The sequence below is a fragment of the Desulfatibacillum alkenivorans DSM 16219 genome (assembly GCF_900142135.1).
GTDB classification, from domain to species: domain Bacteria; phylum Desulfobacterota; class Desulfobacteria; order Desulfobacterales; family Desulfatibacillaceae; genus Desulfatibacillum; species Desulfatibacillum alkenivorans.
This window is the reverse complement of sequence record NZ_FQZU01000010.1, coordinates 13,908-36,061: the sequence shown is the minus strand read 5'-3', so window position 1 is coordinate 36,061 and position 22,154 is coordinate 13,908. Positions and strand designations below refer to the sequence as shown.

Genomic DNA, 22,154 nt, shown 5'->3' with positions numbered 1-22,154 from the left:
GGGGCTTGGCTATGCCGTTTTTGAAAAAAGGAATAATTAGGGTTTTGGTGGTGGAGGACAATCCCGCCGACCTGGATTTGGTCACGGAATACTTGGAAATGGGCGTGCATGACTTTTGCGTGGAGTCTGCATCCAGCATCGAAGATGCGTGTACTCAGCTCAAGAACTCCAAGTTTGACGTCGTCCTGCTCGACCTTGGCCTGCCGGACTCCCAAGGGGTGGAAACAGTATCCCGCATGGTGAAGGAATGCCCGTCCATTCCTATTATTGCTCTTACAGGAAGAGACGACGACGAGACGGCGCTGCAGGCAATTCGTGAAGGCGCCCAGGATTATCTTGTCAAAGGCAAAATCTCACCGGACCAGATAATCAGGGCCATCCGATACGCCATCGACCGGAAAAACACGGAAAACGAACTCTCCGCCATTTATGAAAACGCCCCTGTGCTCATGATGCTGGTGGATAAGGACAGAAAAATCCTCAGGCTCAACCAACTGACCTCCGCTTATGCCCATAATAAAGACGCCAAGTATATCGGACTCCGCGGTGGAGATGCACTCCGGTGCCTGCACGCCCTGGAAAACGAAAACGGTTGCGGCCACGCCCCGTTCTGCGATCAGTGCAAAATCAAGGAATCGGTCCTGCACACCCTGGAAACCGGCGAACCGCTGAGAAATATCGAGACCATGCTCCCCGTAAGCAATCAAGAAGAAAAGCGAGATCTCTATTTAAGCGTTTCCACGGCCCGAATAATATTGAACAACGAACCCAAAGTCCTGGTGGCTCTGGCGGATGTAACAACGCGCATCCGGGCCATGGAGGACCTGCGGCGCAGCGAGGCTCTTTTGAATAACACCCAGCGCCTTTCAAAAATCGGCGGTTGGGAATGGGACATGGAAAAGGAGGAAATGTATTGGACCAGGGAGGTCTACAACATCCACGGGTTCAAGGAAGGAGACTATCCCGCCAATTCCCAGGAGCACATCCAAAAAAGCCTGGAATGCTACCCTCCTGAATACAGGAACATTATTCTGTCCGCCTTCAGGCGATGCATGGAAAAAGGCGCCCCTTATGATTTTGAAGTTCCTTTCGTCAAGGCCACAGGACAGAAAATATGGGTCAGGACCACCGGACAGGCTCTGTACAAAGAAAACAAGATTGTCCGCGTGTTCGGCAATATCATGGACGTCACGGAACGCAGGGAGGCGGAGCAGGACCTAAAGAAAAGCGAAGCCTTTTTGAGCGCAACGGGAAAAGTGGCGAAAGTGGGAGGCTGGGAGATCGACCCCAAAACCAATAACGTTCGCTGGACCGACGTGACCTACGACATCCACGAAATTCCCAAGGCTTACAAACCAAACATAGAAGAAGCCATTAACTTTTTTCATGAAGAGGATCGTCCCCGATTGATCGCGGCAATCCGTAACGCCATGGAAAACGGCGAGCCGTATGACCTGGAGCTTCGCTTCACAACGGCAAAGGGGCGGCAGTTGTGGACCCACACCAAATGCTCGCCTGTGGTTGAGAACGGCAGAGTGGTGCGATTGCTTGGAACCTTTCAGGACATCACTGCATCCAAAACCGCCCAAGAAGAAAAAAAACAGTTGCAGGAGCAGTTCCAGCAGGCCCAAAAACTGGAATCCGTGGGCAGGCTGGCGGGCGGAGTGGCTCACGATCTGAACAACATGCTAACGCCTATTCTGGGATTCGCCGAAATTCTCATGGAGGATTTTGGACCGGACGACGACCGCAGGGATTCCGTCCAGGAAATTATCAGCGCAGGCGCAAAGGCCAAGGAACTGGTGGCCCAACTCCTGGCTTTCAGTCGAAAGCAAATTCTGGAGTTCAGATTATTGGACCTTAACCAGGTGCTGTCCGGATTTGAAAAGCTGCTGCGGCGGACTATCCGGGAGGACGTGGCCATTGAAATGGAGCTGGCGCCCTCGCTGCCCGCAATCAGGGGAGACATAGGCCACCTGGAACAGGTTATCATGAACCTGGCGGTCAACGCCCAGGACGCCATGCCAGGCGGCGGAAAGCTCCGTATCACGACCTCGGTCGCGGAATCCGACGGGAAAACGCCCATAGCAGGAAATGCTCTCCCGGAAGGGCGTTATGTCGTTCTCTCCGTCAAGGACACGGGAGCGGGAATGGACCAGGAAACCCTGCAAAACGTTTTTGAGCCTTTTTATACCACCAAAACCAAGGACAAAGGAACCGGGCTGGGGCTTTCCACAGTCTATGGCATTGTCAGGCAGCACGACGGGCAAATCAGCCTTTCCAGCGAGCTCAATGCCGGTACGGAATTTCAAGTTTTTCTCCCCGTTCAGGATGCCGCCGCCGTAAAGGAGGCCTCCCCCGTCCACGAGCAACCGGACGGATCCGGTCAGGAAACCATTCTGCTTGTGGAAGACAACCCGCAAGTGCGCAATCTGGCCCGTCTGGTTTTAAAAAGAAGGGGATACCATGTTTTGGCCGCCGCAGACGGCCCCGAGGCCTTGGAAATGATCAAAAATCAGGCCCATCCCATCAACCTGTTGCTGACGGATGTCGTCATGCCCGAAATGAGCGGCAGGGATCTCTTTAACCAGTTGTCCGGCGATTCGAAAGTCAAGGTCCTTTACATGTCCGGATATGACGACGAGATTATGGCCAATGAGGGCGTTTTGGAAAATGGCATGGATTTTATCCAAAAACCCTTTACCGGACAGGCTCTGGCGGCCAAGGTCCGGCAAGTGCTGGATCGAAGCGCGTAACAGACGCTGTACAGCGGTTTCGCCTTAGCCGCCGCCCTTCCATAAGCAAGGGCGGCGGGGAGAACACCGTTTGAACCCGGAATTTTTCGATTTTTCACCTCCTTTTTGGGCCTTTTTGCCTGAATTCATCCTTTCCTAATCATTTTAAGTCCGAATAATGGTTGACGAACCGGACAAATTGTTCAATACAAATGGATTCTGGGTAGACGTCTCAGGAGACCGTGCGCAAAAAAAGGACATAACCCCCGGGATCAGGGGGATAGCATTCTGGACCTGGATACAGGCGAACAAGGCAAAACCTCTAGAAAGGAGAAAAACATGTCTGCAAAGCTCATTAAGGGAACGGATATCAGGGAGGAAATCCTGGAAGAAGTAACCAAGGAAGTTGCTGAACTCAAGGAAAAAACCGGAAAGGTTCCCGGCTTGGTGACCATTCTGGTCGGCGAAAATCCGGCTTCCGTGTCTTACGTAACCCTCAAGATTAAAACCGCCCACAGGGTTGGCTTCACCGAGATTCAGGACAACCAGTCCCCGGACATCTCCGAAGAAGATCTCCTGGCCCTGATCGATAAGTACAATAATGACGACACCATCAACGGCATCCTGGTGCAGCTTCCCCTGCCCAAGCACATTGATGACAAGAAAATCCTCAACGCCATCGACCCCGACAAGGACGTGGACGGCTTTCATCCCGTGAACGTGGGCCGCTTGATGATCGGCGGCGACGAAGTGAAATTCGCTCCCTGCACCCCGGCGGGCATTCAGGAAATGATCGTGCGCGCCGGCGTGGAAACCAGCGGCGCAGAGGTGGTTGTTGTGGGCCGCTCCAATATCGTTGGCAAGCCCATCGCAAACATGATGGTGCAAAAAGGCCCCGGCGCCAACTCCACCGTCACCATCGTCCATACCCGGACCAAAGATCTGGCGGCTCATTGCAAACGCGCTGACATCCTGATCGTGGCGGCCGGCGTGCCCGGACTGGTCAAACCCGAGTGGATTAAACCCGGCGCATGCGTCATCGACGTGGGCGTGAACCGCGTGGGAACCAAAATCAGCGAAAAAACCGGCAAGGAAGTTGCCGTGCTTCGCGGCGACGTGGACTTTGACGCCGCCAAGGAAATCGCCGGCTCCATCACTCCCGTGCCGGGCGGCGTTGGCCCCATGACCATCACCATGCTCATGGTCAACACTTTGAAGTCCTTCAAGTTCGCTAACGGCTTGATGTAGTCTTTTGGGGAGGAGCTCCCTTTCGGGGCTTCTCCCTTTCCTCCCGGCGAAAACATCCCCGGGAAACGGACGGCCGAACCGAATTCGGCCTTTGAAAAATCAGGTTGGATTGAGAATGCAAACCCGGCGCTCGCCAGGCGGCGGAAACCTCAGTTCAACCTTCGTTATTTTATGGTGAGGCCGGAATGAGGCAAATCCGAGTATTGGTGACAGGGGGAGGCGGTTTTTTAGGTAGCCGTCTTTGTGACCGGCTTGTGGAACAGGGCGCAGAAGTAATCTGCGTGGACAGCTTCATTTCCGGCGCCAAAAATAACGTCCGGCGCCTGCTGGACAAAAAAAATTTTGAGCTGATCCGCCATGATGTGGTGGAGCCCATCCTGCTGGACGTGGACCGGATTTATAATCTTGCATGTCCTTCTTCGCCCGTGTTTTTCCAAAAAAACGCGGTCAAAACCGTCAAGACCAACGTGATGGGAACCATCAACATGCTGGAAAACGCCGCCCGCTGCAAGGCCCGGCTGCTGCAGGCCTCCACCGCCGAAGTTTACGGAGAGGCCCGGGAGCATCCGCAAAAGGAAAGCTATTGGGGCTACCTCAATCCCATCGGCGTGAGGGCCTGCCACGACGAAGGCAAACGCGTGGCCGAAACCCTGGTGATGGACTACCATAACCAAAGGGGCGTGGATACGCGGATCGCCCGGATTTTCAATACCTACGGCCCGCGCCTCGCCCTGGACGACGGAAGGGTCGTAAGCACCTTTGTGGTGAAAGCGCTCAAAAACGAGCCCATATATATCAACGGCGACGGCGCCCAAACCCGGACCTTTTGCTATGTGGACGACATGGTGGACGGGCTCATCCGGCTCATGGAAGCCGAAAACGCCGTTGAACCGGTCAATCTGGGGAGCCCCGTTGAAGTCACGATCCTGGATCTGGCCAAAAAAATAATCGCAATTTCCGGCTCCCGGTCCGAGATCGTATTTCAACCCATGCTGGAAAATGAGATAATCAGGAGAAGGCCCGATATCACGCGGGCGGAACAATTAATGGGGTGGACCCCCGCAACCGATCTCGATACGGGCTTAGGCCTCGTCATTGAGGATTTCAAAAGCAGGATCAAGTAATCCGGCGTTTTAATGGGCCATTCGGCGCTTTAAGACGTCAAGCCGCCAACAAGAGGAAATTATGATTGAACTGGATTTCGAGAAGACAGGCGGATTGCTTCCCGCAATCTGTCAGGATGCGGAAACCGGAGAGGTTCTCATGCTCGCCTTCATGAACAAGGAATCATGGGAAAAAACCCTGGAAACCGGCATGGCCACTTATTGGAGCCGCAGCCGGCAGGAACTCTGGACAAAAGGACTCACATCGGGAAACGTGCAAAAGGTCAAGGAGATTCGCGTGGACTGCGATGACGACACCATTTTGCTGAAAGTGGAGCAGATTGGCGGCGCTGCCTGCCACACCGGTCATAGGAGTTGTTTTCATAAATTGGTGGAAGGCGACAAATTGACAGTCGTGGGCGAACCTGTGTTCGATCCCAAGGAAGTCTACAAAAAGTAATCATCAAAAACGGATCCCAAAAGGGATCCATGCGGACAAAAAGTCCGCCAGAGGTTGAAAAAAATGACGGATACACTGAAACTGGGCGTGCCCAAGGGCAGCCTGCAAAACGCCACCATCGAATTGTTTAAACGCTCCGGCTGGAAAATCAACGTCCACAGCCGCAACTATTTTCCTGACATCAATGACGCCGAAATCAACTGCGCCATCTGCCGCGCTCAGGAAATGTCCATCTACGTGGAAAACGGAACCCTGGACGCCGGCCTTACCGGCAAGGACTGGATTGCCGAGAATCAGTCCGAAGTGCACGTGGTGACGGACCTGGTCTACTCCAAGGTCAGCTCCAGGCCGGCCCGCTGGGTTCTGGCCGTCGCCGGAGACTCTCCGGTTAAAACCTTGGAAGACCTGCAGGGTAAAAAAATCGCCACGGAAATGGTGGGCTTCACCAAAAGGTATTTTGAAGAACGCGGCATTGACGTGGAAGTGGAATTCTCCTGGGGCGCCACGGAAGCCAAGGTGGTTTCCGGCCTGGCCGACGCCATCGTGGAAGTCACCGAAACCGAAAGCACCATCCGCGCCCACGGCCTGCGCATCATCAAGGAACTGATGCAGACCAACACCCAGCTCATCGCCAACAAAAAAGCCTGGGAAGATCCTTTTAAACGGAAAAAGATCAACCAGTTGGCCATGATGCTCAAGAGCGCCCTGGTGGCGGAGAACCTGGTGGGCCTGAAGATGAACGTGGCCGAGGAAAAAGCCGACGACGTCATCGCCATTCTGCCCTCTTTGAACGCGCCCACGGTGTCCCACCTGTACAAAAGCGCCTGGCTGTCCGTGGAAATCGTCGTGGACGTGTCCGTCGTCCGGGACCTGATTCCCCAGCTTTTGGAAAAAGGCGCCGAAGGGATTGTTGAATACTCCCTGAACAAGGTGATCTTTTAATTTGTTTTCAAGCCGGGCCGCGGCTTCGGCGGAGGTATAGCAGTGACAGTTTCCAAACGGGTTGATCAAATTACCCCCTTTATCGTCATGGAGGTCCTGGAACGGGCCAAGGCCATGGAACGGCAAGGGGTGAACATAGTCCATCTGGAAGTGGGCGAGCCCGATTTCGATACTCCCGAGTGCATTACGGAAGCCGGGATCAAAGCTCTTCGGGACGGACACTCCCATTACACCCACAGCCTGGGCATCCTTGAATTGCGGGAGGCCATCGCCGAGCATTATTACAATGAATACGGCGTGGAGGTGAACCCGGACCACATTGTGGTGACCAACGGCACGTCTCCGGGAATCTTCATGACCTTTGCAGCGCTTTTGGAGGCCGGGGACGAGGTGATCGTTTCGGACCCCCATTACGCGTGCTACCCGAATTTCATTGAATTCGCCGGCGCCAAGCCCGTCAAGGTCGCGGTGACGGAAGAGGAAGGCTTCCAGTATCGGGCCGAAGAAATTCAAAAGCATATGACCGGCCGCACCAAAGCGGTCATGATCAACTCGCCCTCCAATCCCACAGGCAATTTGCTCTCCCCCGAAAGGATGCAGCAGGTGGCCGATCTGGGTAAAATGGTGGTTTCCGATGAAATCTACCATGGTTTGGTGTATGAGGGGAAGGAACGGTCCATCCTGGAGTTTACCGATGAAGCCTTTGTGCTCAACGGGTTTTCCAAAGCCCATGCCATGACAGGGTGGCGGCTGGGCTACCTGATCGCGCCCAAACGCTTTATCAGGCCGCTGCAAAAGCTCCAGCAGAACTTTTTCATCTCAGCCAACGCCATGACCCAGATGGCGGGCATTGCAGCGCTTAAGGAAGCCGGTCCGGACGTGGCCCGCATGCGGGAAATATACGACCAACGGCGCCGGTTTATGATTCGCAGGCTCAGGGAAATCGGCCTAGGCATTACCGTGGAGCCCACGGGCGCCTTTTACGTGCTGGCCAACGCCAGGCATTTAGGCTCCGATTCCTATAAAATGGCCTTTGACATCCTGGAGAACGCCCACGTGGGCGTCACCCCGGGCATTGATTTCGGCCAACAGGCGGAGGGGTATATTCGCTTTTCCTATGCCAACTCTTTGGAGAATATCGAAGAAGGCATGAACCGCCTTGAAAAGTACATAAACAGCCTGTAAGCCTAACCCTGTAATTTTAGCAAAACGCTTTGCCCGGCGGCCCGCCGCCGGGCAAGGCGAATTTCCCGGCTGATTTTCCATGATAATCAAAAGCGCAAAATTTATATCCAGCGCCACCAAGCCTGGCAATTACCCTCCTCCCGAACTGCCGGAGATAGCCTTTGCCGGCCGTTCCAATGTGGGTAAATCGTCCCTTATCAATAGCTTGCTCAAGAGGAAAAAGCTGGTCAAAACCAGCTCCACGCCGGGCCGGACTCAGCTTTTGAATTTTTTCGAAGTTAACGAGTCGTTGGTGTTTGTTGACCTTCCCGGATACGGATACGCCAAGGTTTCCAAGGAAATGCGCAAAAAATGGGGCCAGATGATCGAGACGTTCATCACCACCCGCAAGACCTTGCACGGCGTGGTGTTGATTCTGGACCTCCGGCGCATTCCCGGCGGGCAGGAGCGGGAAAACCTGGCTTGGTTCGACATGAACAACATCCCCGTAATCCTGGCGGCCACCAAGGCGGATAAATTCTCCCGTCAACGGCAATTGGTCCAACAAAAGGAAATGGCAAAGGCCCTTGGAATTCCATTGGATTTGATCCACGTTTTTTCGGCCAAAACCGGCCAGGGCAGAGACGAGTTGTGGGAGTCCATCCTGGATTTATGCGAAATAGACGACTTCAAGCAGGGAGACGATGACAATGTTTGAAAATTTCAAATCCGGATTTATCGGCATGATCGGCGCTCCCAACGTGGGAAAGTCCACGCTATTGAATCAAATGCTGGGGGAAAAGGTTTCCATCACCTCATCCAAGCCCCAGACCACCCGCAACCGGATTTTGGGCGTTGTGCACCGGGAGAACGCCCAGCTTGTTATGCTGGACACGCCGGGCATTCACAGCGCCAAGTCGCCCCTTAACAAGCATATGGTGGACGTGGCCATGCAGTGCATGGGCGACGTGGACCTGATCATGTTTGTGGTGGACGCTTCCAAGCCCGACCCCAATTCCGAAAGGCTGGCCTTAAAAGGCCTTGCCAAGCAGAAAATGCCGGTGATCCTGGTCCTGAATAAAATCGACCTGATCAAAAAAGAAACCCTGCTGCCGTTAATCGCCAAGTGGGAGCCTTTGGCGGACTTCAAGGCCATTGTTCCGGTTTCCGCCGAGACGGGCGAACAGGTTGAAGAACTCATGGCAATTTTGGAGGCACAGCTCCCTCAGGGGCCTCCTTTCTTTCCCGAGGACAGCCTGACCGACATGCCGGAACGGTTTGTGGCCGCCGAGATGATCCGGGAAAAAGTCTTCCGCATGACCTCCCAGGAAATCCCCTATTCCGTGGCCGTGACCCTGGACTCCTTCACCGAGCAGGAACAACCGCCCATGGTGAAGATCTCCGCCGTCATCCATGTGGAAAGGGATTCCCAGAAGGGCATTATCATAGGCAAACAAGGCGCTATGTTGAAAAAAATCGGAACCAGTGCGCGTCAGGAAATTGAGCGGATGGTGGGCGTTAAGGTTTTTCTCAAGCTCTTTGTCAGGGTGGAAAAAAACTGGAGCACGGACGCGAAAGCCATGCGGAGGCTTGGCTACGAATGATTCTCTCCTTTCATCCCATAATTGTCGGAGACGAGAACCGCCTGTGCGCCGGCCGCGAACCCAATGAAGAGGATCAAGCCGCCATCAAAAGGGCTAAAATCGTCATTCTCCCCCAGGGTTGCAAAGAGTCTTTATACACCATGGCTGTAGAGAACTGCGACAGGGTGTTTCCCGATTACCACGCCCGGTTCAGGTTTCCCGGCAAAGTCGGCCAGATCAGGCTGTTCCAGGAAACGGGCGTTCCCCATCCCCGCACCTTCGCCTACGACAGCCTGGAAGCCTTCCTGCACATTCACAAGGCGGAGCCCACCTTGCCGCTGCGGTTTCCCATCGTCTTCAAGCTCAATTGGGGCGGAGAAGGCAGTTCGGTCTATCTGCTGCAGAACCACGATGACGTGGCTTTCGCCCTTGCCAAGGCGCAAGCCTGCCAGGACACCGGGCAAAAGGGTTTTTTGTTCCAGGAGCATATAGAGACGAAAGGCCGAAGCCTGAGGGTGGCGGCCATCAACGAAACGCTGGTCACTTACTGGAGGGTCGCCCCTAAAAATGCGGAATTCGGCGTCAGCATGGCCCACGGCGCCCGGGTTGACCAGAAGTCCTACCCGGAACTCATGAAAAAAGGCGAGCAGGCGGTAAGGGATCTTTGCAGGAAAACCGGCATTAACCTGGCGGGATTCGACCTGATTTTCGACCTGGACTCACCAGACCCCACGCCCCAATTTCTTGAGGTGAATTACTTTTTCGGCAGGCGGGGCCTGGGGGGATCCGAGCAATATTACATCCTGCTTCACGAAGGCATTAAAGCCTGGCTGGAAAAACAGATTTAGCACCAATCCAGATTCACGGGGCTCAACTCCCTGGACGGCACGTCAAAAAGATATCCCTGGCCGTAGGGAACTCCTATCTCCTTTAATTTCTCGTACTCCTCCTTGGTTTCCACCCCCTCCACGATCACATGGGAGCCGATGCTTTTTCCCAGGTTGACCATGGCTTTGACAATTTCCTGCTTTAAGTAGCTCTTGTGCACGTCCTTGACAAAAGAGATGTCCACTTTCATATACCCGGGCGTCAACTCCATGATGCGCTCCAGGTCGGAGTATCCCGTGCCCATGTCGTCCCCGGCGTGAACAATGCCCACGTCCGTATAGTCCCGCATGGCGTCCCGGAACAGGTCGTAGTTGTCGATGGCCAGCTTTTCGCTGATTTCAAAAACCACGTTCTCCGGCTTGATTTCCAGGTCCTCCAAAAGTTCCTTCAAATACAGGCCGCGGAATTCCGGATCATGAATGGTCATGCTGAGCGTGTTGACGAAAATTTTCTTGTCCGTGCACATGGTGCGGACGCGTTCCAGAGCCCGTCTCCGGCAAAGCCGGTCCAGTTCAAAGGAAAGGCCGCATTCCGAGGCCATAAGGAACATCAAAGTCGGGCTGGCGAATTCCGAATTTTCCGGACCGCGGGATAAAGCCTCGTACCCGATCACTTCCAGGGTGTTGAAATCCACGATGGCCTGGAAAACCGTCCGGATATCCTGCTCGATGATGATTTTTTGCAGCCCGTACCGGCTCAGGTAATCGCGTTTGGCGGCGATGAACTCGCCCATTTTCTTGGAGTTGCGCACCAGTTGGCGGATCAGCCGCATGTTGCTGACCATGGGGTTTTGAATCTCAAGAGCGTACCCGATGTTGGGGCGCACAAACTCTTTCAGATAAGGATACAGCAGGTCGAACACCGCTTTTTCCAGCCCCCGGCGGATGCGCTCTGAAATGGCCTCCAGGTGGTATACCAGTTGGGTCCGGTCGTCCCGGGGCGCCGACAAAAAAATCACAAAGGTGTCGGCGTCATACAGGTCCACCACAAAGATGTCCCGTCCCCGGAACTCCTTGCGCTTGATATCCTTGAGTATGTCGGTAAGTTGAAGGAGCAGATAGTTATACGAGTTGCTGCCGTACAGGTATTCCACCTTGCTGAGCTGCTCGATCTGCACGGTGATGCAGGCCATGTACTGGAGTTCAATTAAGATGGACTCCACTTTCTCATATTCCTGAATGACCGTCGGCAGGGATAAGGTGCGGTTATAATAAAACCCCTCGTGTATGTCGACGCATACCTTTTCTTGGTCGCTAATTTTTTTTAACATTGGACGCCCTCTTAAACGTACTGCGCCAGGATGCGTTATGCGCCCCGTCGCCCCCCGTTTTGTTGCCGGCGCCGACCCACGGTTAACAAGGCCTAAAGGAGTGTGGTGCACCGGACAAGGTGTGATCTATTTCATACTATGCAGGATATCCTATGGGAGCGCAACCCCAAATTTTTCAACACGCGCCCAATATCAAAAAAAGGCAGGATATCCTGTAATTAGAACTCAAAGATAAAGACGTTTTAAGACCCATGGCGACAATTTTGTACAAATAGGAACGGTGCGGCCACTATCGCCCCATCCCCAAAAACGGTTGACCAAGGCCGGGCCCGTACAAACAAGAGCCCGGCCTTTTTTCGGTTGGACTAGTTTTCCTGGCTTTCCCGGTAGGCCGCCAAGTCTTCCACCGTCAGCAGAACCATGCCGTGCTTTTTAGCGAAATCCGCCAACTGGGGCAGGCGGGCCATGGTTCCGTCAGGGTTTGTCAGCTCGCACAACACGCCGCAGGGATTTTTCAGGCCGGCCAGACGCATCATATCCACGGTGGCCTCGGTATGGCCCCGCCTCTCCAAAACTCCGCCCGGCTTTGCCCGCAAGGGAAAGACATGGCCCGGTTTGCTGAGATCCGCGGGCTTGGCCCCGTCGGCGGCGGCCGTCTTGACCGTAGTGACCCGATCCTTGGCGGAAACCCCGGTGGTTACGCCTTTGGCCGCCTCTATGGACACGGTAAAGGCCGTACCGTAGCGGCTGGAGTTGTCTTCCACCATCATGGGGAGCTCCAGGGATCGGATTTTTTCGTCCGGCATGCACAGGCAGACGATGCCGCTGCACTCCCGAATCAACAGCGCCATTTGGGCTTCCGTTAAAGACTCTGCGGAAAAAATCAGGTCGCCCTCGTTTTCGCGGTTTTCATCGTCCGCCACAAGGACGCCTTGCCCGTCTCGCAAAGCCTGAAGGCCCTTTTCCACCCGTTCCCGGGCGTTTCCGAATTGTTCCAGTAAAGTCTGATTCATGGCAACCCTCCTAAAGCAAAATTGTTAGATTGACCAGAATCAGGGCGTGGGAATAGACAGTTTCCCCAAAAGCCGAAAATGGGCTTAATGATCGTCCGGACGCGTCAGAACATCACAGACGGCCCGGTTTCCCAAAGGCTTTCAGGCAAACAGCATGGACCGGCGAAAAGTCGCCGGCTGCAGCAGGTTGTAAACTGCCTTATCCTCTTCCATCCGGACTATCACCGTCGGCTCCGGCCTTTCACCGGATCTGCTTGACCTCCCGAATCCTTCGGGAGCGCTCGCGGGCTCTCCAATTTCTGTTGGAATACCGCCGGTGGGGACTTTCACCCCGCCCTGAGAATAAGTCATAAAAATCTTCACCCTTTTTATGGGGAAAGTCAATCAATTTGTTAGAGAATCGCAAGCAAGGGGCTTGCACCCACTCGCCCCGTGCTGCTATTCTTGGCGGAGCAAACAGCATGTCTCAACTATTCAGCAAATATGGATAATTGACCTAACCAATTTGATTGAAAGGAAAAATATGACCTTGCAAGCAAATCTACGCACCCTGATCGCCCTGGCTGCGCTGGTTCTTTTTTGTGCGTCCCTGGCTCCGGCTGCAGCTGAGCCGCCATGCATTGCCAATCCTAAGTCCGCCCCATGCATCGGCGCCCGACAGCCCAACGCCCCTCCATGCTTAAGGGGATCGTATGGTCCCAGGACGGCTCAAATCGCCCAGATGAAATATCTGGCCGAAAGCATGCTGGCGGCCTACGCTTCCCAGGCGGACGTGCGGCTGGAAGCGGTTTTGCAAAACCTCCGGACCCTGGCCCTTACCCCCCAGGTGCGTTCGGGCGACTGGGAAAAAATGCAGGGCCTGATCTCAGCCTTTCAGGAGCAAAACCCGCAATTGCTGGTCTTTTACATCAACCCTGACGGTTCTTACTATACTGCAGAACTGGGGCTTACTGGCAAGAATCTCTCAGACCGCGCTTATTTTCCCGGCTTGATGAAAGGCGATGAGGTTGTGGGAAGCATTGTCGTGGGAAAAACCTCGGGCAAAAAATCCTTCATCGTCGGCGCTCCCGTGACGAACAACAGCGCCGTAACCGGCGCCATGGGCGCTGCGATTTACGCCGAGAATTTCGCTGCAGCCATGGAAAACGCCATGCCCGTCCCCGACTCCATGGTTATTGTCGCCGCGGATAAAACAGATGTTTTGGCGCTTTGCTCCGGCCTGGATCAACGGACGAATCCTCCCTGCCTGCAAACAGGAGCCTTGCCCTGTTTAAAAGACATGGAAAAGCAAAACAACCTGTCTGTGGTTTCCAGCCTGACCGGATGGAAGTTTACCATCGTGGGCCCCGGCTGCCCGGTTAAGTAATCACGCCGGATTGAAATCATGCAACCCCTAAATTTGTTGGGTTTCGTAGATAGTGTTTCGACTTCAAGCGTCGTCCTATCGAGTAAAAAACAAGCTCGTTAAAACAAGTCCTGCAAACTCTACCCAACCTACTATTTTTATAGATAAAACGTAGGTTGGGTAGAGCCTTATTCAGGGCATTGAGCAGCTATTAAGATCCGTCTTGGCAAACGCATTTAGGGACTGATGTCATGGGGCGAAACCCAACAAAACAGAGTGATGTCGTAATTTTTGATATTTTGACAGGCCTGCGGCCGCCTCCTGCTTTTTCCGCGTAACCAATGCAATATTATTCCGGCATGTACGCCGCAGCCATGTACAAATCATGCCAGGCCTGACGCAGATACACCCTGGCCCTGGATAAATTGCTGCGAACCTGGATCAGATCCCTCTGGGCTTCGTTAAGCCGGACCAGGCTTGTCTGGCCCGCTTTGTACTCCTCCTGCACCAGATCCCGGTTCCGCTGCACCAGCCCCGCGGTTTCCTCCTGGAGCTTGACCTGCTCCTGGGCGGCTTTGACGCCGGCCACGGCTTCATTCACGTCCTGAATTACCGCCAGTTTCGTCTGGGCGAGACTCGCCTTGGCTTCACGCTCTGCAGCCCTGGCCTCGGCCAGCTTTGCTTTGTGCAATCCGCCGGAAAAAATGTTATAGCTCAAACTCGCGGCCACGCTGTTTTCCACGTCTTCCTCTTCAAAGCCCGCATCATTGGCCCGGGAGGCCTCGGAGTATGCGGAAAGCCTGAGAGTCGGATAAAAATTACCTTTAGCCGCTCCCACGGAAGCCTTTGCCTGGGCGGCGGCCGCCTCGGCCTGCAGGATGTCAGGCCGGTTCTTTTTCGCCAAATCAGTATACTCCGCCGCTATGGGAGGAGTCAGGTCGTGGGGCGTTTCTTTTTCCAACCGGGCTAGGCACGCCTTGGACGCAAATTCCTGGTCGTCCAATCCCAACAGGGCGGCCAAGCCGATCATAGCCACCTCGTAGCTTCTCTGGCTGTTGATAAGCTGGGTCTGGGCGCTTCGCACGGCTATTTCAAAATTCAGCACATCGGACAACGAGCCCGCCCCAACGTCGTAGCGCACCTTGGCTTCTTCCATCAGGCGCTGGTTAAAATCCTGGTCCGCCCTGGCAATGGCGATATCCTCCCTGGCGGATTGGGCGTTATGAAAAGCTCCCGCCACTGCGCTGAAAAGCTGCCGTTTGACGTCCGCTTGGGATTGGGTGAAGGCCTGGACCCCATGCTTGGCCGCCTTGCGGGAGAACTCGCGGTTGAATCCGTCGAACAGCAGCCAGCTGACGCCGGCCTTGGCCGTATTATAGTCTTCAGGGTTGGCCAAAGCAGCCCTGGGGTTGAAAACCTTCAACTGAGCCAGGTTTGCATCATACTCGTTTTCAGCCATGTCCACATGGGCCACGGACCCGGAAAGATCCAGCCAGGGCCAATAGGTCGACGTGGCCTGCTTGACCCTTTCCCGGGCCTGGCTCACCCTCTGGGCGGCCGCTTCCAGGCTTGGGTTGTTGGCCTGTGCAATTTGCTTGGCCGTATTCAGGTCAAGCACCTCCACATTTTTCCAATCCGGGCAGGCCGGGGCTTGTTCCAAATCTCCCTGGGCGGCCCAGGCCGGGCAGGATAAAATCAGTAAAATGGCAACCACATAACGAAACATAACTTTTTCTCCATCCTACAAAGTGAGCGGGGGGGGTTCCTCTTCATGGGGCAAGGGCGGCGGAAAAGGTCTTTCCAACCCGTCCTCGTCCTGCGCGCATTCCTCTTTAAGAGCATACGATTGAACCGGCCTGTTAATGGCCGGCTCCACCTCCCTGCGCGTGGGCCAGTACCCTCTCCAGAAGAAGTGGACGGTCCTGCGAAAATCGTTCAGGATCATGAGCAGGCAAGGAATCAGCAGCAAGGTCAGCAAGGTGGCGAAAGCCACGCCGGCGGCCAGGGAAATTCCCATGGGAATCAGGAATCTGGCCTGGAGGTCGGTTTCCATCAACAAGGGAGTCAGACCTCCCACCGTAGACAAGGTGGTCAGGAATATGGCGCGGAAGCGCCGGCCCCCTCCCCGGATAATGGCTTCTCGGAATCCCATGCCTTCGGCAATGTTTTCGTTGATCCTTTCTATAAGCACAATGGCGTCATTCACCACCACGCCTGCCAGGGCCACGGCGCCGAAGGCGCTCATCATGGACAGGTCGTACCCCAGCAGTAAATGCCCGAAAACGCCTCCGATAATGCCGAAAGGCACGGTCACCATAATAATCAAAGGCTGCAGGTACGAACGGAACATTATGGCGATGATGACCAATATTCCCAGCAACGCGGCGGGAAAGCCGATCATCAGGCTGCCAAAGGACTCCCGCATTTTCTTCTGCTCGCCCTGGACCGCCACCAGCAATCCCGGATGTTTTTCCTTCAACCCGGAAAAAAAGGACCGGTTCAAATCCACCAATATCTCGGTGGTGTTTGCCTTATTGGAATCCACGCCGGCGCTTACAGCCACTCTGCGCAAGCCGTCCGTCCGGGTGATCCTGGAGTATCCCGGAGAAAAACTGACGTTGGCCACGGAGTACAGAGGCACTTCCGAGCCGTCGGGAGTGCGGACGTGCATTTCCTCAAAATCCGACAAACGGCTGCGTTCGTCCTGGGTGTAACGCACCTTGACCCGCACGTCGTCCCGTCCCCGCTGAAGCCTGACCGCTTCATACCCGTAGTACCCGGAGTTCACCTGCCGGGCCAGATCGTTAACCGTCAGGCCCAGGGTTCTGGCTTCAGGCTTGAGCTCCAGGCGCATTTCGTTCTTCCCGGCGGCATAGTCCGAACGAATCTGGTTGACGCCTTCGTAAGTGGCCAGCTTGTCCATGAGTTCTTCGGAGGCGGCGATAATCTCGTTCATGTTTCTGCCCTGGAGCCAGATTTCAATAGGCGCCCCCGGAGGCCCGGCGCTCAAACCTGTAAAAGTCAGTGACTTTACGCCGGGTATCAGGCCGATTTCCTTTTCCCACTCCACCATCAAGTCCTTGGAATGCACGCCCCGGTATTCCGACTCCAGCATGATCGCCTGCACGCCCCCCAAATGCGGGCCGTTTTCCGGAATATCCTCAAGAGTCTGCCCCACCAGGGAAAGGCGGCTTTTAATCATGGGCTCCCCGGTAAGCGTAGGCGTTCTTTCCGCAACCCGAAGCAGGGCGTCGTCTATTCGCTTCACGGCCTCTTGCGTCACCGCGGGAGGCGTTCCCTGTGGCAGTTCCACGTTGGCGGTCATGACAAAGCCGTCGATATCGGGGAAGACCTGGAACTTGATAAGCCCGCCGGCAACCAATCCCATGGTAAGCATCAGGATGGCGATGGCGATGCATAAGCTAACATAGCGCCAGGTCAGAGCTTTTTCCAAAACAGGCATGTAAACGCGCTTGACAAAGCCTTCCAGGCCTCGGGAAAAACCGTTAAAAAAAGCGTTCCAGCCCCTGATCGGGGCGAAACGGCTTTTATCCTCCGCGTTCGGGTCCGGCAGATGCGACAAATGCGCGGGCATGAGGAAAAGGCATTCAAACAAGCTGATGGCCAAACAGGCTATAACCACCACGGGCAAAATCGCAATGAATTTGCCCATGATCCCCCCTACAAACATCAAGGGAATGAAAGCCACCACGGTTGTGATCACAGCCGCCGTGACCGGCATGCCCACTTCCAGGACTCCATTGACCGCCGCTTCCAAGGGGCCTTCGCCGTTCTGGCGATGCTGATAAATGGATTCCCCCACCACAATGGCGTCGTCCACCACGATGCCCAAAACCAAAATAAACCCGAAAAGGGATATCATGTTGATGGTGGCGCCTAAGCTCCAGCAAATGATCAAGGCGCCGGCCATGGAAACCGGGATGCCCATGCCTCCCCAGAACGAAAGCCGTGCGTTTAAAAACAAGAACAGCAGAATCAACACGAGGATCAACCCCACCAATCCGTTTTTCAAAAGCAGATTGATGCGGGCTTTCAGGATGTCCGTGCTTTCGTACAAGAGGCCGATCTTGGCGCCGGGAGGCAGAACCTTTTGTTTCTCCTCCAGGAATTTATGCACGGTTTTGGAGATGCCCAGGGAGTCTTCCTCCGAAGTTTTGAAAATATGCACCAAAACGGCCCGTTCCCCGTCTATGGTCGCCTCCACCGGGTCTTCCGCAAAGCCGTCCCGAATGGCTGCAATGCGGTCCAGGGTGATGATGTCGCCGTTCTCACTGGCCAGGACCACGATTTCCGAAAGCTCCTTGCCCGTGTATTTCCGCCCCAGGGTGCGCACCCGGATTTCCTCGCCCTGAGTGCGGATGGCGCCGCCGGCCAGATTCAGGTTGCTGCGGGCCACCGCGCCGGCCACCTGCTCAAAGCTGAGCCCGTATTCCTGCAAACGCTCTTCCGAAATCTCTATGCTGATTTCGTATTCCCTGGCCCCGAAGACGCCCACCTGGGAGATGCCGGGCAGGTTCTTGATTTCATCCTCCACGTCATTGGCCCATTCCTTAAGGCCTCTTTCCGACAAATCTCCGGAAAGATACAACAGGCAGACGATATCCTTAAGCGGCAGGTCCGTGATGACCGGCTTTTCCGCGTCGCCCGGAAAGGTTGAAATGGCGTCCACTTTGCTGCGCACCTTATCCAGGACTTCCTGGACGTCCCAGTTCTCCTTCACTTCAATGAGCGCCGTGCCCGCATTCTCTACGGAATAGGTGGTGTATTGCTTGATGCCTTCCACCCCGTCGATCGCCTCTTCAATCTTGCGGCATATGCCTTCCTCCACCTCTTCCGGGTCAGCGCCGGGATAAACCACCTCAACGGTGATCATGTCCAGGGAGAACTCGGGAAAGGTTTCCTTGATCATCTTGAATCCAGCGACAATTCCGCCTATTAAAATAATGAGCAGGATCACGTTGGCGAAGACCCGGTTCCTGGCGAAAGCCTCCATTATGCTTCTCATGACGCGGCATCCCCCTTGTTCTCGTTCATGACCTCAAGCAGAGAGTTTTCAAGCGGATCGATCAGACGCGTGACAATCACTTGATCCCCTTCCTGCAATCCTTCGGAGACGTAGGCCTTTTCCCCCTGAATCCGGACGACCTTGACCGGCGCAGTGTTCAAACGCTTGTCATTGGCGACATACACCGTGTTTTCAAAACTGACCGCCCACCGGGGAAGCTCCACCACCCCTTGCATGATTTTTCCGGGTATGCTCACGCTGCAGAACATGCCCTCCACCAGGGGCAACTGGTCGTCATCCTTGGATAGAGCCTTTTCCGCTGGAATCTTGACGCTTACGGTCAGGGTGCGGGTTTTGTTGTCAAAAGCCACCACCCGGTCCAAAACGCCCTCCCAGTAATGCCCGTTCTTATCCTCGGTCCAACGGATTTCGCAGGGAACCTGTTCCAAGGCGCCAAACCAGGCCGCGTCCCTGGGGCCTTCCTGCTTTTTGAACCGCAGCCAGTCCCGGGCGTCCCGGCTGTCTATGGGCACGTGGATTTCAAGCACCGAGTCATCCGCCAGGGTCAGAATCGCTGCGCCGGGCTGGATAAACTGTCCGGCCTCCAGATTTTTGGAAACCACCCTGCCGTCAAAGGGCGCCCTGACCCTGGTGCGCTCCAGGTCGGCTTTGGCGGTTTTCAATCGGGCTTTAGCCGATTCCAGAGCGCTGTACGTCTCCTGAATTTGTATGGGGTACAAATCCACGGCCAGACCCACCTGGTCCGCCTGATCCACCGCCTGGTTGTAGGCGCTTTCCGCCTTGTCCACGCCCGACTGGGTCCCCACCTTGTTCTTTTCAAACAACGTACGCACCCTTTCGTATTCGGCCCGGGCCAGATCCCGGTTTCTGATGATAGTGGCAAGGCGTTCCGTGTCGATTGCCTGCTGCTTTTTCAAACGCTCGATGGTCTTCCGGGTTTGATCCACTGTGGCGGCCGCCACGTCATACGCAGCCTGGTAATTGACGGGATCGATTTCAAACAAAATCTCTCCCTTTGGAATGCGCCGCCCCAACTCCAGGTCGGGATGCACGCTGACCACCTTCCCCCCCACTTCCGGGGCGATCTTCACCATGTCCTTCACTTTAGCGGGCCCGGTACCCGTAATGGAGACGCTTTTGTCTATCATCCGGGCTGTCTGCAACTCCACCTTGATGGCTTTTTCCAGGTTTTCAGCCTCTTTGGGCGGCTTTTTCATGGCGCTGAAAAATAAAAACGCCCCCACGCCGATTGCAAGAATCAAAATGCACAGCACCACGCGGGTAACGACCATAACTTTCTGATTGGGCTCACTTCGTTTTTCCATGTCTCCCACCTGCCAGTCTGAAATTATTCCCTCAAAGACCCCCGTCCATCAAACCTGTCAGGAGTCCGCATCCCCGGATTTCGCGCGTCCGCCGGCATAACGCCTGGACCCCCGGCGCTCCATTTGCGTCTTAAAAATCTTTTCCCATCCGACCAAATCCCCGTCGTCCAACGATTTTCTGATTTCCTCAAAAACCTCCACCCACTTCCGGCTGGTTTCCGGACCTATCTTTTCCACAATGCCCGCAAACACGGATAACCCCGTATCTTCGAATTCCTTCATGGCGCCGTCTATTTTCGGCGACATGCAGACCATGACGCGCCTGCGATCCTCTTTACAATGCCGCCGCTGCAAAACCCCCTTCTCCACAAGGCGATCCACCATGACCGACACCGAAGGCGGAGAGACGTCCAACGCCTCCGCCAACTGGGAGATCGTCACCTCCCCGCGCGCCTGTACCGCAAAAACCGCATGCATCTGCGGCAAGGTCAGGCTCTCCAGGCCGCTGCGCTTGGCGAACCAGGCCGACTTCCTTTGAGCCCGGAACATGAGGTCCCGCATCATGACCACGCTGGAAAAAATAAACCGGGCCTGCTCCAATACTTCTTCACTATGCATAATTATTTATACCTCTCAAAAAAATTAAATTCTCTAATGATTAACAAATAAAAAATATTTAGATAGTCTAATAATTAAAAAAAACTATGTTTGTCAACGTGTAATTACGCCCGTCTAGACGCGGCCCCCATAAAGCTCCCTCCCATACAGGAGCAATATGTTGATTTCATGAAACATATACACAGAAAATCTTTCTGTTATTTTTTTGTTAGGGGAACCTCTCCCATTGTGTGGTATGAAGTTTTAGGGTGATATCAACCCGGGAGAAAACCATGGAACATGCCGCCTCAAAAAAAATGTACGTCTTCCTCATGGTCTTAACCATCGCCTCGGCATTGAGCCTGCAGACCTGGATGACCCTGTTCAACAACTTCGCCGTGGAGCGCGTGGGCCTGGACGGGCAGCATGTGGGGACGATCCAGTCCATTCGGGAGATTCCCGGATTTTTGTCTCTGCTGGCCATTTTCGTCATGCTGGTTATCAAGGAGCATCGGCTTTCCGCCTTGTCCATTTTGTTCTTGGGCGGCGGGGTTGCGCTGACGGGTTTTTTCCCCTCGTTTCAAGGCCTGATTATAACCACCCTGATCATGAGTTTCGGCTTTCATTATTTTGAAACCACCAACCAGTCGCTGACCCTCCAATATTTCGACCAGACCACCAGTCCGCGCGTATTTGGACGGCTGCGCAGCCTGGCTTCCGGAGCCAACATCTTTGTGGGAGGCGCCATTTTCGGTCTGGCCTATATTCTGGAATACCGGGAAATTTATTTGGTTTTCGGCGGGATCGCGTTCATGGCGGGTTTATGGGCCTTTGGGCAAAACCCCACCAACAAGGACGTCCCGCTCCAGAAGAAAAAAATGATCCTGAAACGGGAGTACGGGCTGTATTATTTTTTGACTTTCATGGCGGGGGCCAGGAGGCAGATTTTCATGGCTTTCGCCGTATTCCTCATGGTTCAGCATTTCGGCTACGCCATTAAGGAGGTCACGCTCCTGTTCATGCTCAACAACCTGATCAACTATTTTTTGGCGCCTTTCATCGGCAAAGCCATTATCCGGTTTGGGGAGCGGAAAGTGTTGAGCGTGGAGTACGGCAGCCTGATTCTGGTTTTTATTGCCTACGCAACCACGCAGTCCAAGGCGGTTGTGGGGGTTTTATACGTCCTGGATCATATATTCTTCAACTGCTCCATCGCCATACGAACGTATTTTCAAAAAATCGGGGATCCCCAGGATATCGCCCCCACCATGGCCGTAGGTTTCACCATCAATCATATCGCTGCGGTTGTCATACCGGTATTGGGGGGCTTGATGTGGATGATTGACTACCGGATTCCGTTTTTTGCAGGGGCTGCGATGAGCCTGGTTTCCCTGGCGGCCGTCCAAAAAATAAAAACCGGGCAAAACCCATAAA

Annotated in this window: 17 protein-coding genes and 1 riboswitch; of the genes, 11 read left to right on the top strand and 6 right to left on the bottom strand. The window is 54.6% G+C overall.

The window, feature by feature from the left end; translation table 11 throughout:
- Positions 1-11: 11 nt before the first annotated feature.
- From BUE18_RS10320 to BUE18_RS10280, 9 genes are all read left to right on the top strand, one after another.
- Positions 12-2,756: a response regulator gene (locus BUE18_RS10320; protein WP_073475439.1), complete on the top strand. Its 2,745-nt coding sequence runs from the start codon at positions 12-14 to the stop codon at positions 2,754-2,756.
- A gap of 318 nt (positions 2,757-3,074) precedes the next feature.
- Entirely contained in the window at positions 3,075-3,983 is a 909-nt protein-coding gene (gene folD, locus BUE18_RS10315) for a bifunctional methylenetetrahydrofolate dehydrogenase/methenyltetrahydrofolate cyclohydrolase FolD (protein WP_073475437.1), read from the top strand.
- A gap of 185 nt (positions 3,984-4,168) precedes the next feature.
- The gene (locus BUE18_RS10310) at positions 4,169-5,107 is read left to right on the top strand and encodes a UDP-glucuronic acid decarboxylase family protein (protein ID WP_139264679.1); all 939 of its coding nucleotides are present in this window, start codon (positions 4,169-4,171) and stop codon (positions 5,105-5,107) included.
- Positions 5,108-5,126: 19 nt separating this feature from the next.
- Positions 5,127-5,546, top strand: a complete 420-nt coding sequence (gene hisI, locus BUE18_RS10305) for a phosphoribosyl-AMP cyclohydrolase (RefSeq protein WP_280173694.1) — start codon at positions 5,127-5,129, stop codon at positions 5,544-5,546.
- A 63-nt stretch (positions 5,547-5,609) separates the two neighbouring features.
- Complete coding sequence (hisG, locus tag BUE18_RS10300; RefSeq protein WP_073475433.1) at positions 5,610-6,488, top strand: ATP phosphoribosyltransferase; 879 nt, start codon at positions 5,610-5,612, stop codon at positions 6,486-6,488.
- Positions 6,489-6,530: 42 nt separating this feature from the next.
- Positions 6,531-7,673, top strand: a complete 1,143-nt coding sequence (locus tag BUE18_RS10295; protein ID WP_083610925.1) for a pyridoxal phosphate-dependent aminotransferase — start codon at positions 6,531-6,533, stop codon at positions 7,671-7,673.
- A gap of 79 nt (positions 7,674-7,752) precedes the next feature.
- Complete coding sequence (gene yihA, locus BUE18_RS10290; protein ID WP_073475431.1) at positions 7,753-8,370, top strand: ribosome biogenesis GTP-binding protein YihA/YsxC; 618 nt, start codon at positions 7,753-7,755, stop codon at positions 8,368-8,370.
- A complete protein-coding gene (gene era / locus BUE18_RS10285; protein WP_073475429.1) occupies positions 8,363-9,256 on the top strand; it encodes a GTPase Era in 894 nt (297 codons plus the stop codon). The genes yihA and era overlap by 8 nt, the downstream gene beginning before the upstream one ends.
- Entirely contained in the window at positions 9,253-10,083 is an 831-nt protein-coding gene (locus BUE18_RS10280) for an ATP-grasp domain-containing protein (protein WP_073475428.1), read from the top strand. The genes era and BUE18_RS10280 overlap by 4 nt, the downstream gene beginning before the upstream one ends.
- Here the strand turns inward: BUE18_RS10280 and BUE18_RS10275 are convergent.
- Together BUE18_RS10275 and ribB are read right to left on the bottom strand one after the other, a co-directional pair.
- Positions 10,080-11,393, bottom strand: coding sequence for an EAL domain-containing protein (locus tag BUE18_RS10275; RefSeq protein ID WP_073475426.1), 1,314 nt, complete (start codon positions 11,391-11,393; stop codon positions 10,080-10,082). The genes BUE18_RS10280 and BUE18_RS10275 overlap by 4 nt on opposite strands.
- A 365-nt stretch (positions 11,394-11,758) precedes the next feature.
- Positions 11,759-12,406 carry a 3,4-dihydroxy-2-butanone-4-phosphate synthase gene (gene ribB, locus BUE18_RS10270; RefSeq protein WP_073475425.1) on the bottom strand — a complete coding sequence of 216 codons (648 nt, stop codon included), beginning with the start codon at positions 12,404-12,406 and terminating at the stop codon, positions 11,759-11,761.
- A 197-nt stretch (positions 12,407-12,603) separates the two neighbouring features.
- Positions 12,604-12,754, bottom strand: a riboswitch (FMN riboswitch).
- Positions 12,755-12,929: 175 nt separating this feature from the next.
- Here ribB and BUE18_RS10265 point away from each other — a divergent pair.
- Positions 12,930-13,772, top strand: a complete 843-nt coding sequence (locus tag BUE18_RS10265; protein ID WP_139264678.1) for a PDC sensor domain-containing protein — start codon at positions 12,930-12,932, stop codon at positions 13,770-13,772.
- A gap of 328 nt (positions 13,773-14,100) precedes the next feature.
- Here the strand turns inward: BUE18_RS10265 and BUE18_RS10260 are convergent, their stop codons facing one another.
- Genes BUE18_RS10260 through BUE18_RS10245 form a run of 4 tightly spaced genes read right to left on the bottom strand, consistent with a single transcriptional unit; the run spans position 14,101 to position 20,741 of the window.
- Positions 14,101-15,477: a TolC family protein gene (locus BUE18_RS10260; RefSeq protein ID WP_073475423.1), complete on the bottom strand. Its 1,377-nt coding sequence runs from the start codon at positions 15,475-15,477 to the stop codon at positions 14,101-14,103.
- Positions 15,478-15,492: 15 nt separating this feature from the next.
- Positions 15,493-18,777: an efflux RND transporter permease subunit gene (locus BUE18_RS10255; RefSeq protein WP_073475422.1), complete on the bottom strand. Its 3,285-nt coding sequence runs from the start codon at positions 18,775-18,777 to the stop codon at positions 15,493-15,495.
- Complete coding sequence (locus BUE18_RS10250; RefSeq protein WP_073475420.1) at positions 18,774-20,123, bottom strand: efflux RND transporter periplasmic adaptor subunit; 1,350 nt, start codon at positions 20,121-20,123, stop codon at positions 18,774-18,776. The genes BUE18_RS10255 and BUE18_RS10250 overlap by 4 nt, the downstream gene beginning before the upstream one ends.
- Before the next feature lie 57 nt (positions 20,124-20,180).
- On the bottom strand, positions 20,181-20,741 hold the full coding sequence (locus tag BUE18_RS10245; protein ID WP_083610924.1) for a MarR family winged helix-turn-helix transcriptional regulator: 561 nt from the start codon (positions 20,739-20,741) through the stop codon (positions 20,181-20,183).
- Between the two features lie 272 nt (positions 20,742-21,013).
- Between BUE18_RS10245 and BUE18_RS10240 the strand changes: the two genes are divergently transcribed.
- Entirely contained in the window at positions 21,014-22,153 is a 1,140-nt protein-coding gene (locus BUE18_RS10240; RefSeq protein WP_073475416.1) for an MFS transporter, read from the top strand.
- Position 22,154 lies beyond the last annotated feature (1 nt).

Coding starts and splice junctions, on each gene's coding strand:
- BUE18_RS10265 (WP_139264678.1), top strand. CDS start 12,930: ATGACCTTGCAAGCAAATCTACGCACCCTGATCGCCCTGGCTGCGCTG.
- BUE18_RS10310 (WP_139264679.1), top strand. CDS start 4,169: ATGAGGCAAATCCGAGTATTGGTGACAGGGGGAGGCGGTTTTTTAGGT.
- BUE18_RS10250 (WP_073475420.1), bottom strand. CDS start 20,123: ATGGAAAAACGAAGTGAGCCCAATCAGAAAGTTATGGTCGTTACCCGC.
- ribB (WP_073475425.1), bottom strand. CDS start 12,406: ATGAATCAGACTTTACTGGAACAATTCGGAAACGCCCGGGAACGGGTG.
- BUE18_RS10320 (WP_073475439.1), top strand. CDS start 12: ATGCCGTTTTTGAAAAAAGGAATAATTAGGGTTTTGGTGGTGGAGGAC.
- BUE18_RS10260 (WP_073475423.1), bottom strand. CDS start 15,477: ATGTTTCGTTATGTGGTTGCCATTTTACTGATTTTATCCTGCCCGGCC.
- era (WP_073475429.1), top strand. CDS start 8,363: ATGTTTGAAAATTTCAAATCCGGATTTATCGGCATGATCGGCGCTCCC.
- hisG (WP_073475433.1), top strand. CDS start 5,610: ATGACGGATACACTGAAACTGGGCGTGCCCAAGGGCAGCCTGCAAAAC.
- BUE18_RS10245 (WP_083610924.1), bottom strand. CDS start 20,741: ATGCATAGTGAAGAAGTATTGGAGCAGGCCCGGTTTATTTTTTCCAGC.
- BUE18_RS10275 (WP_073475426.1), bottom strand. CDS start 11,393: ATGTTAAAAAAAATTAGCGACCAAGAAAAGGTATGCGTCGACATACAC.
- BUE18_RS10240 (WP_073475416.1), top strand. CDS start 21,014: ATGGAACATGCCGCCTCAAAAAAAATGTACGTCTTCCTCATGGTCTTA.
- BUE18_RS10280 (WP_073475428.1), top strand. CDS start 9,253: ATGATTCTCTCCTTTCATCCCATAATTGTCGGAGACGAGAACCGCCTG.
- folD (WP_073475437.1), top strand. CDS start 3,075: ATGTCTGCAAAGCTCATTAAGGGAACGGATATCAGGGAGGAAATCCTG.
- yihA (WP_073475431.1), top strand. CDS start 7,753: ATGATAATCAAAAGCGCAAAATTTATATCCAGCGCCACCAAGCCTGGC.
- BUE18_RS10255 (WP_073475422.1), bottom strand. CDS start 18,777: ATGAGAAGCATAATGGAGGCTTTCGCCAGGAACCGGGTCTTCGCCAAC.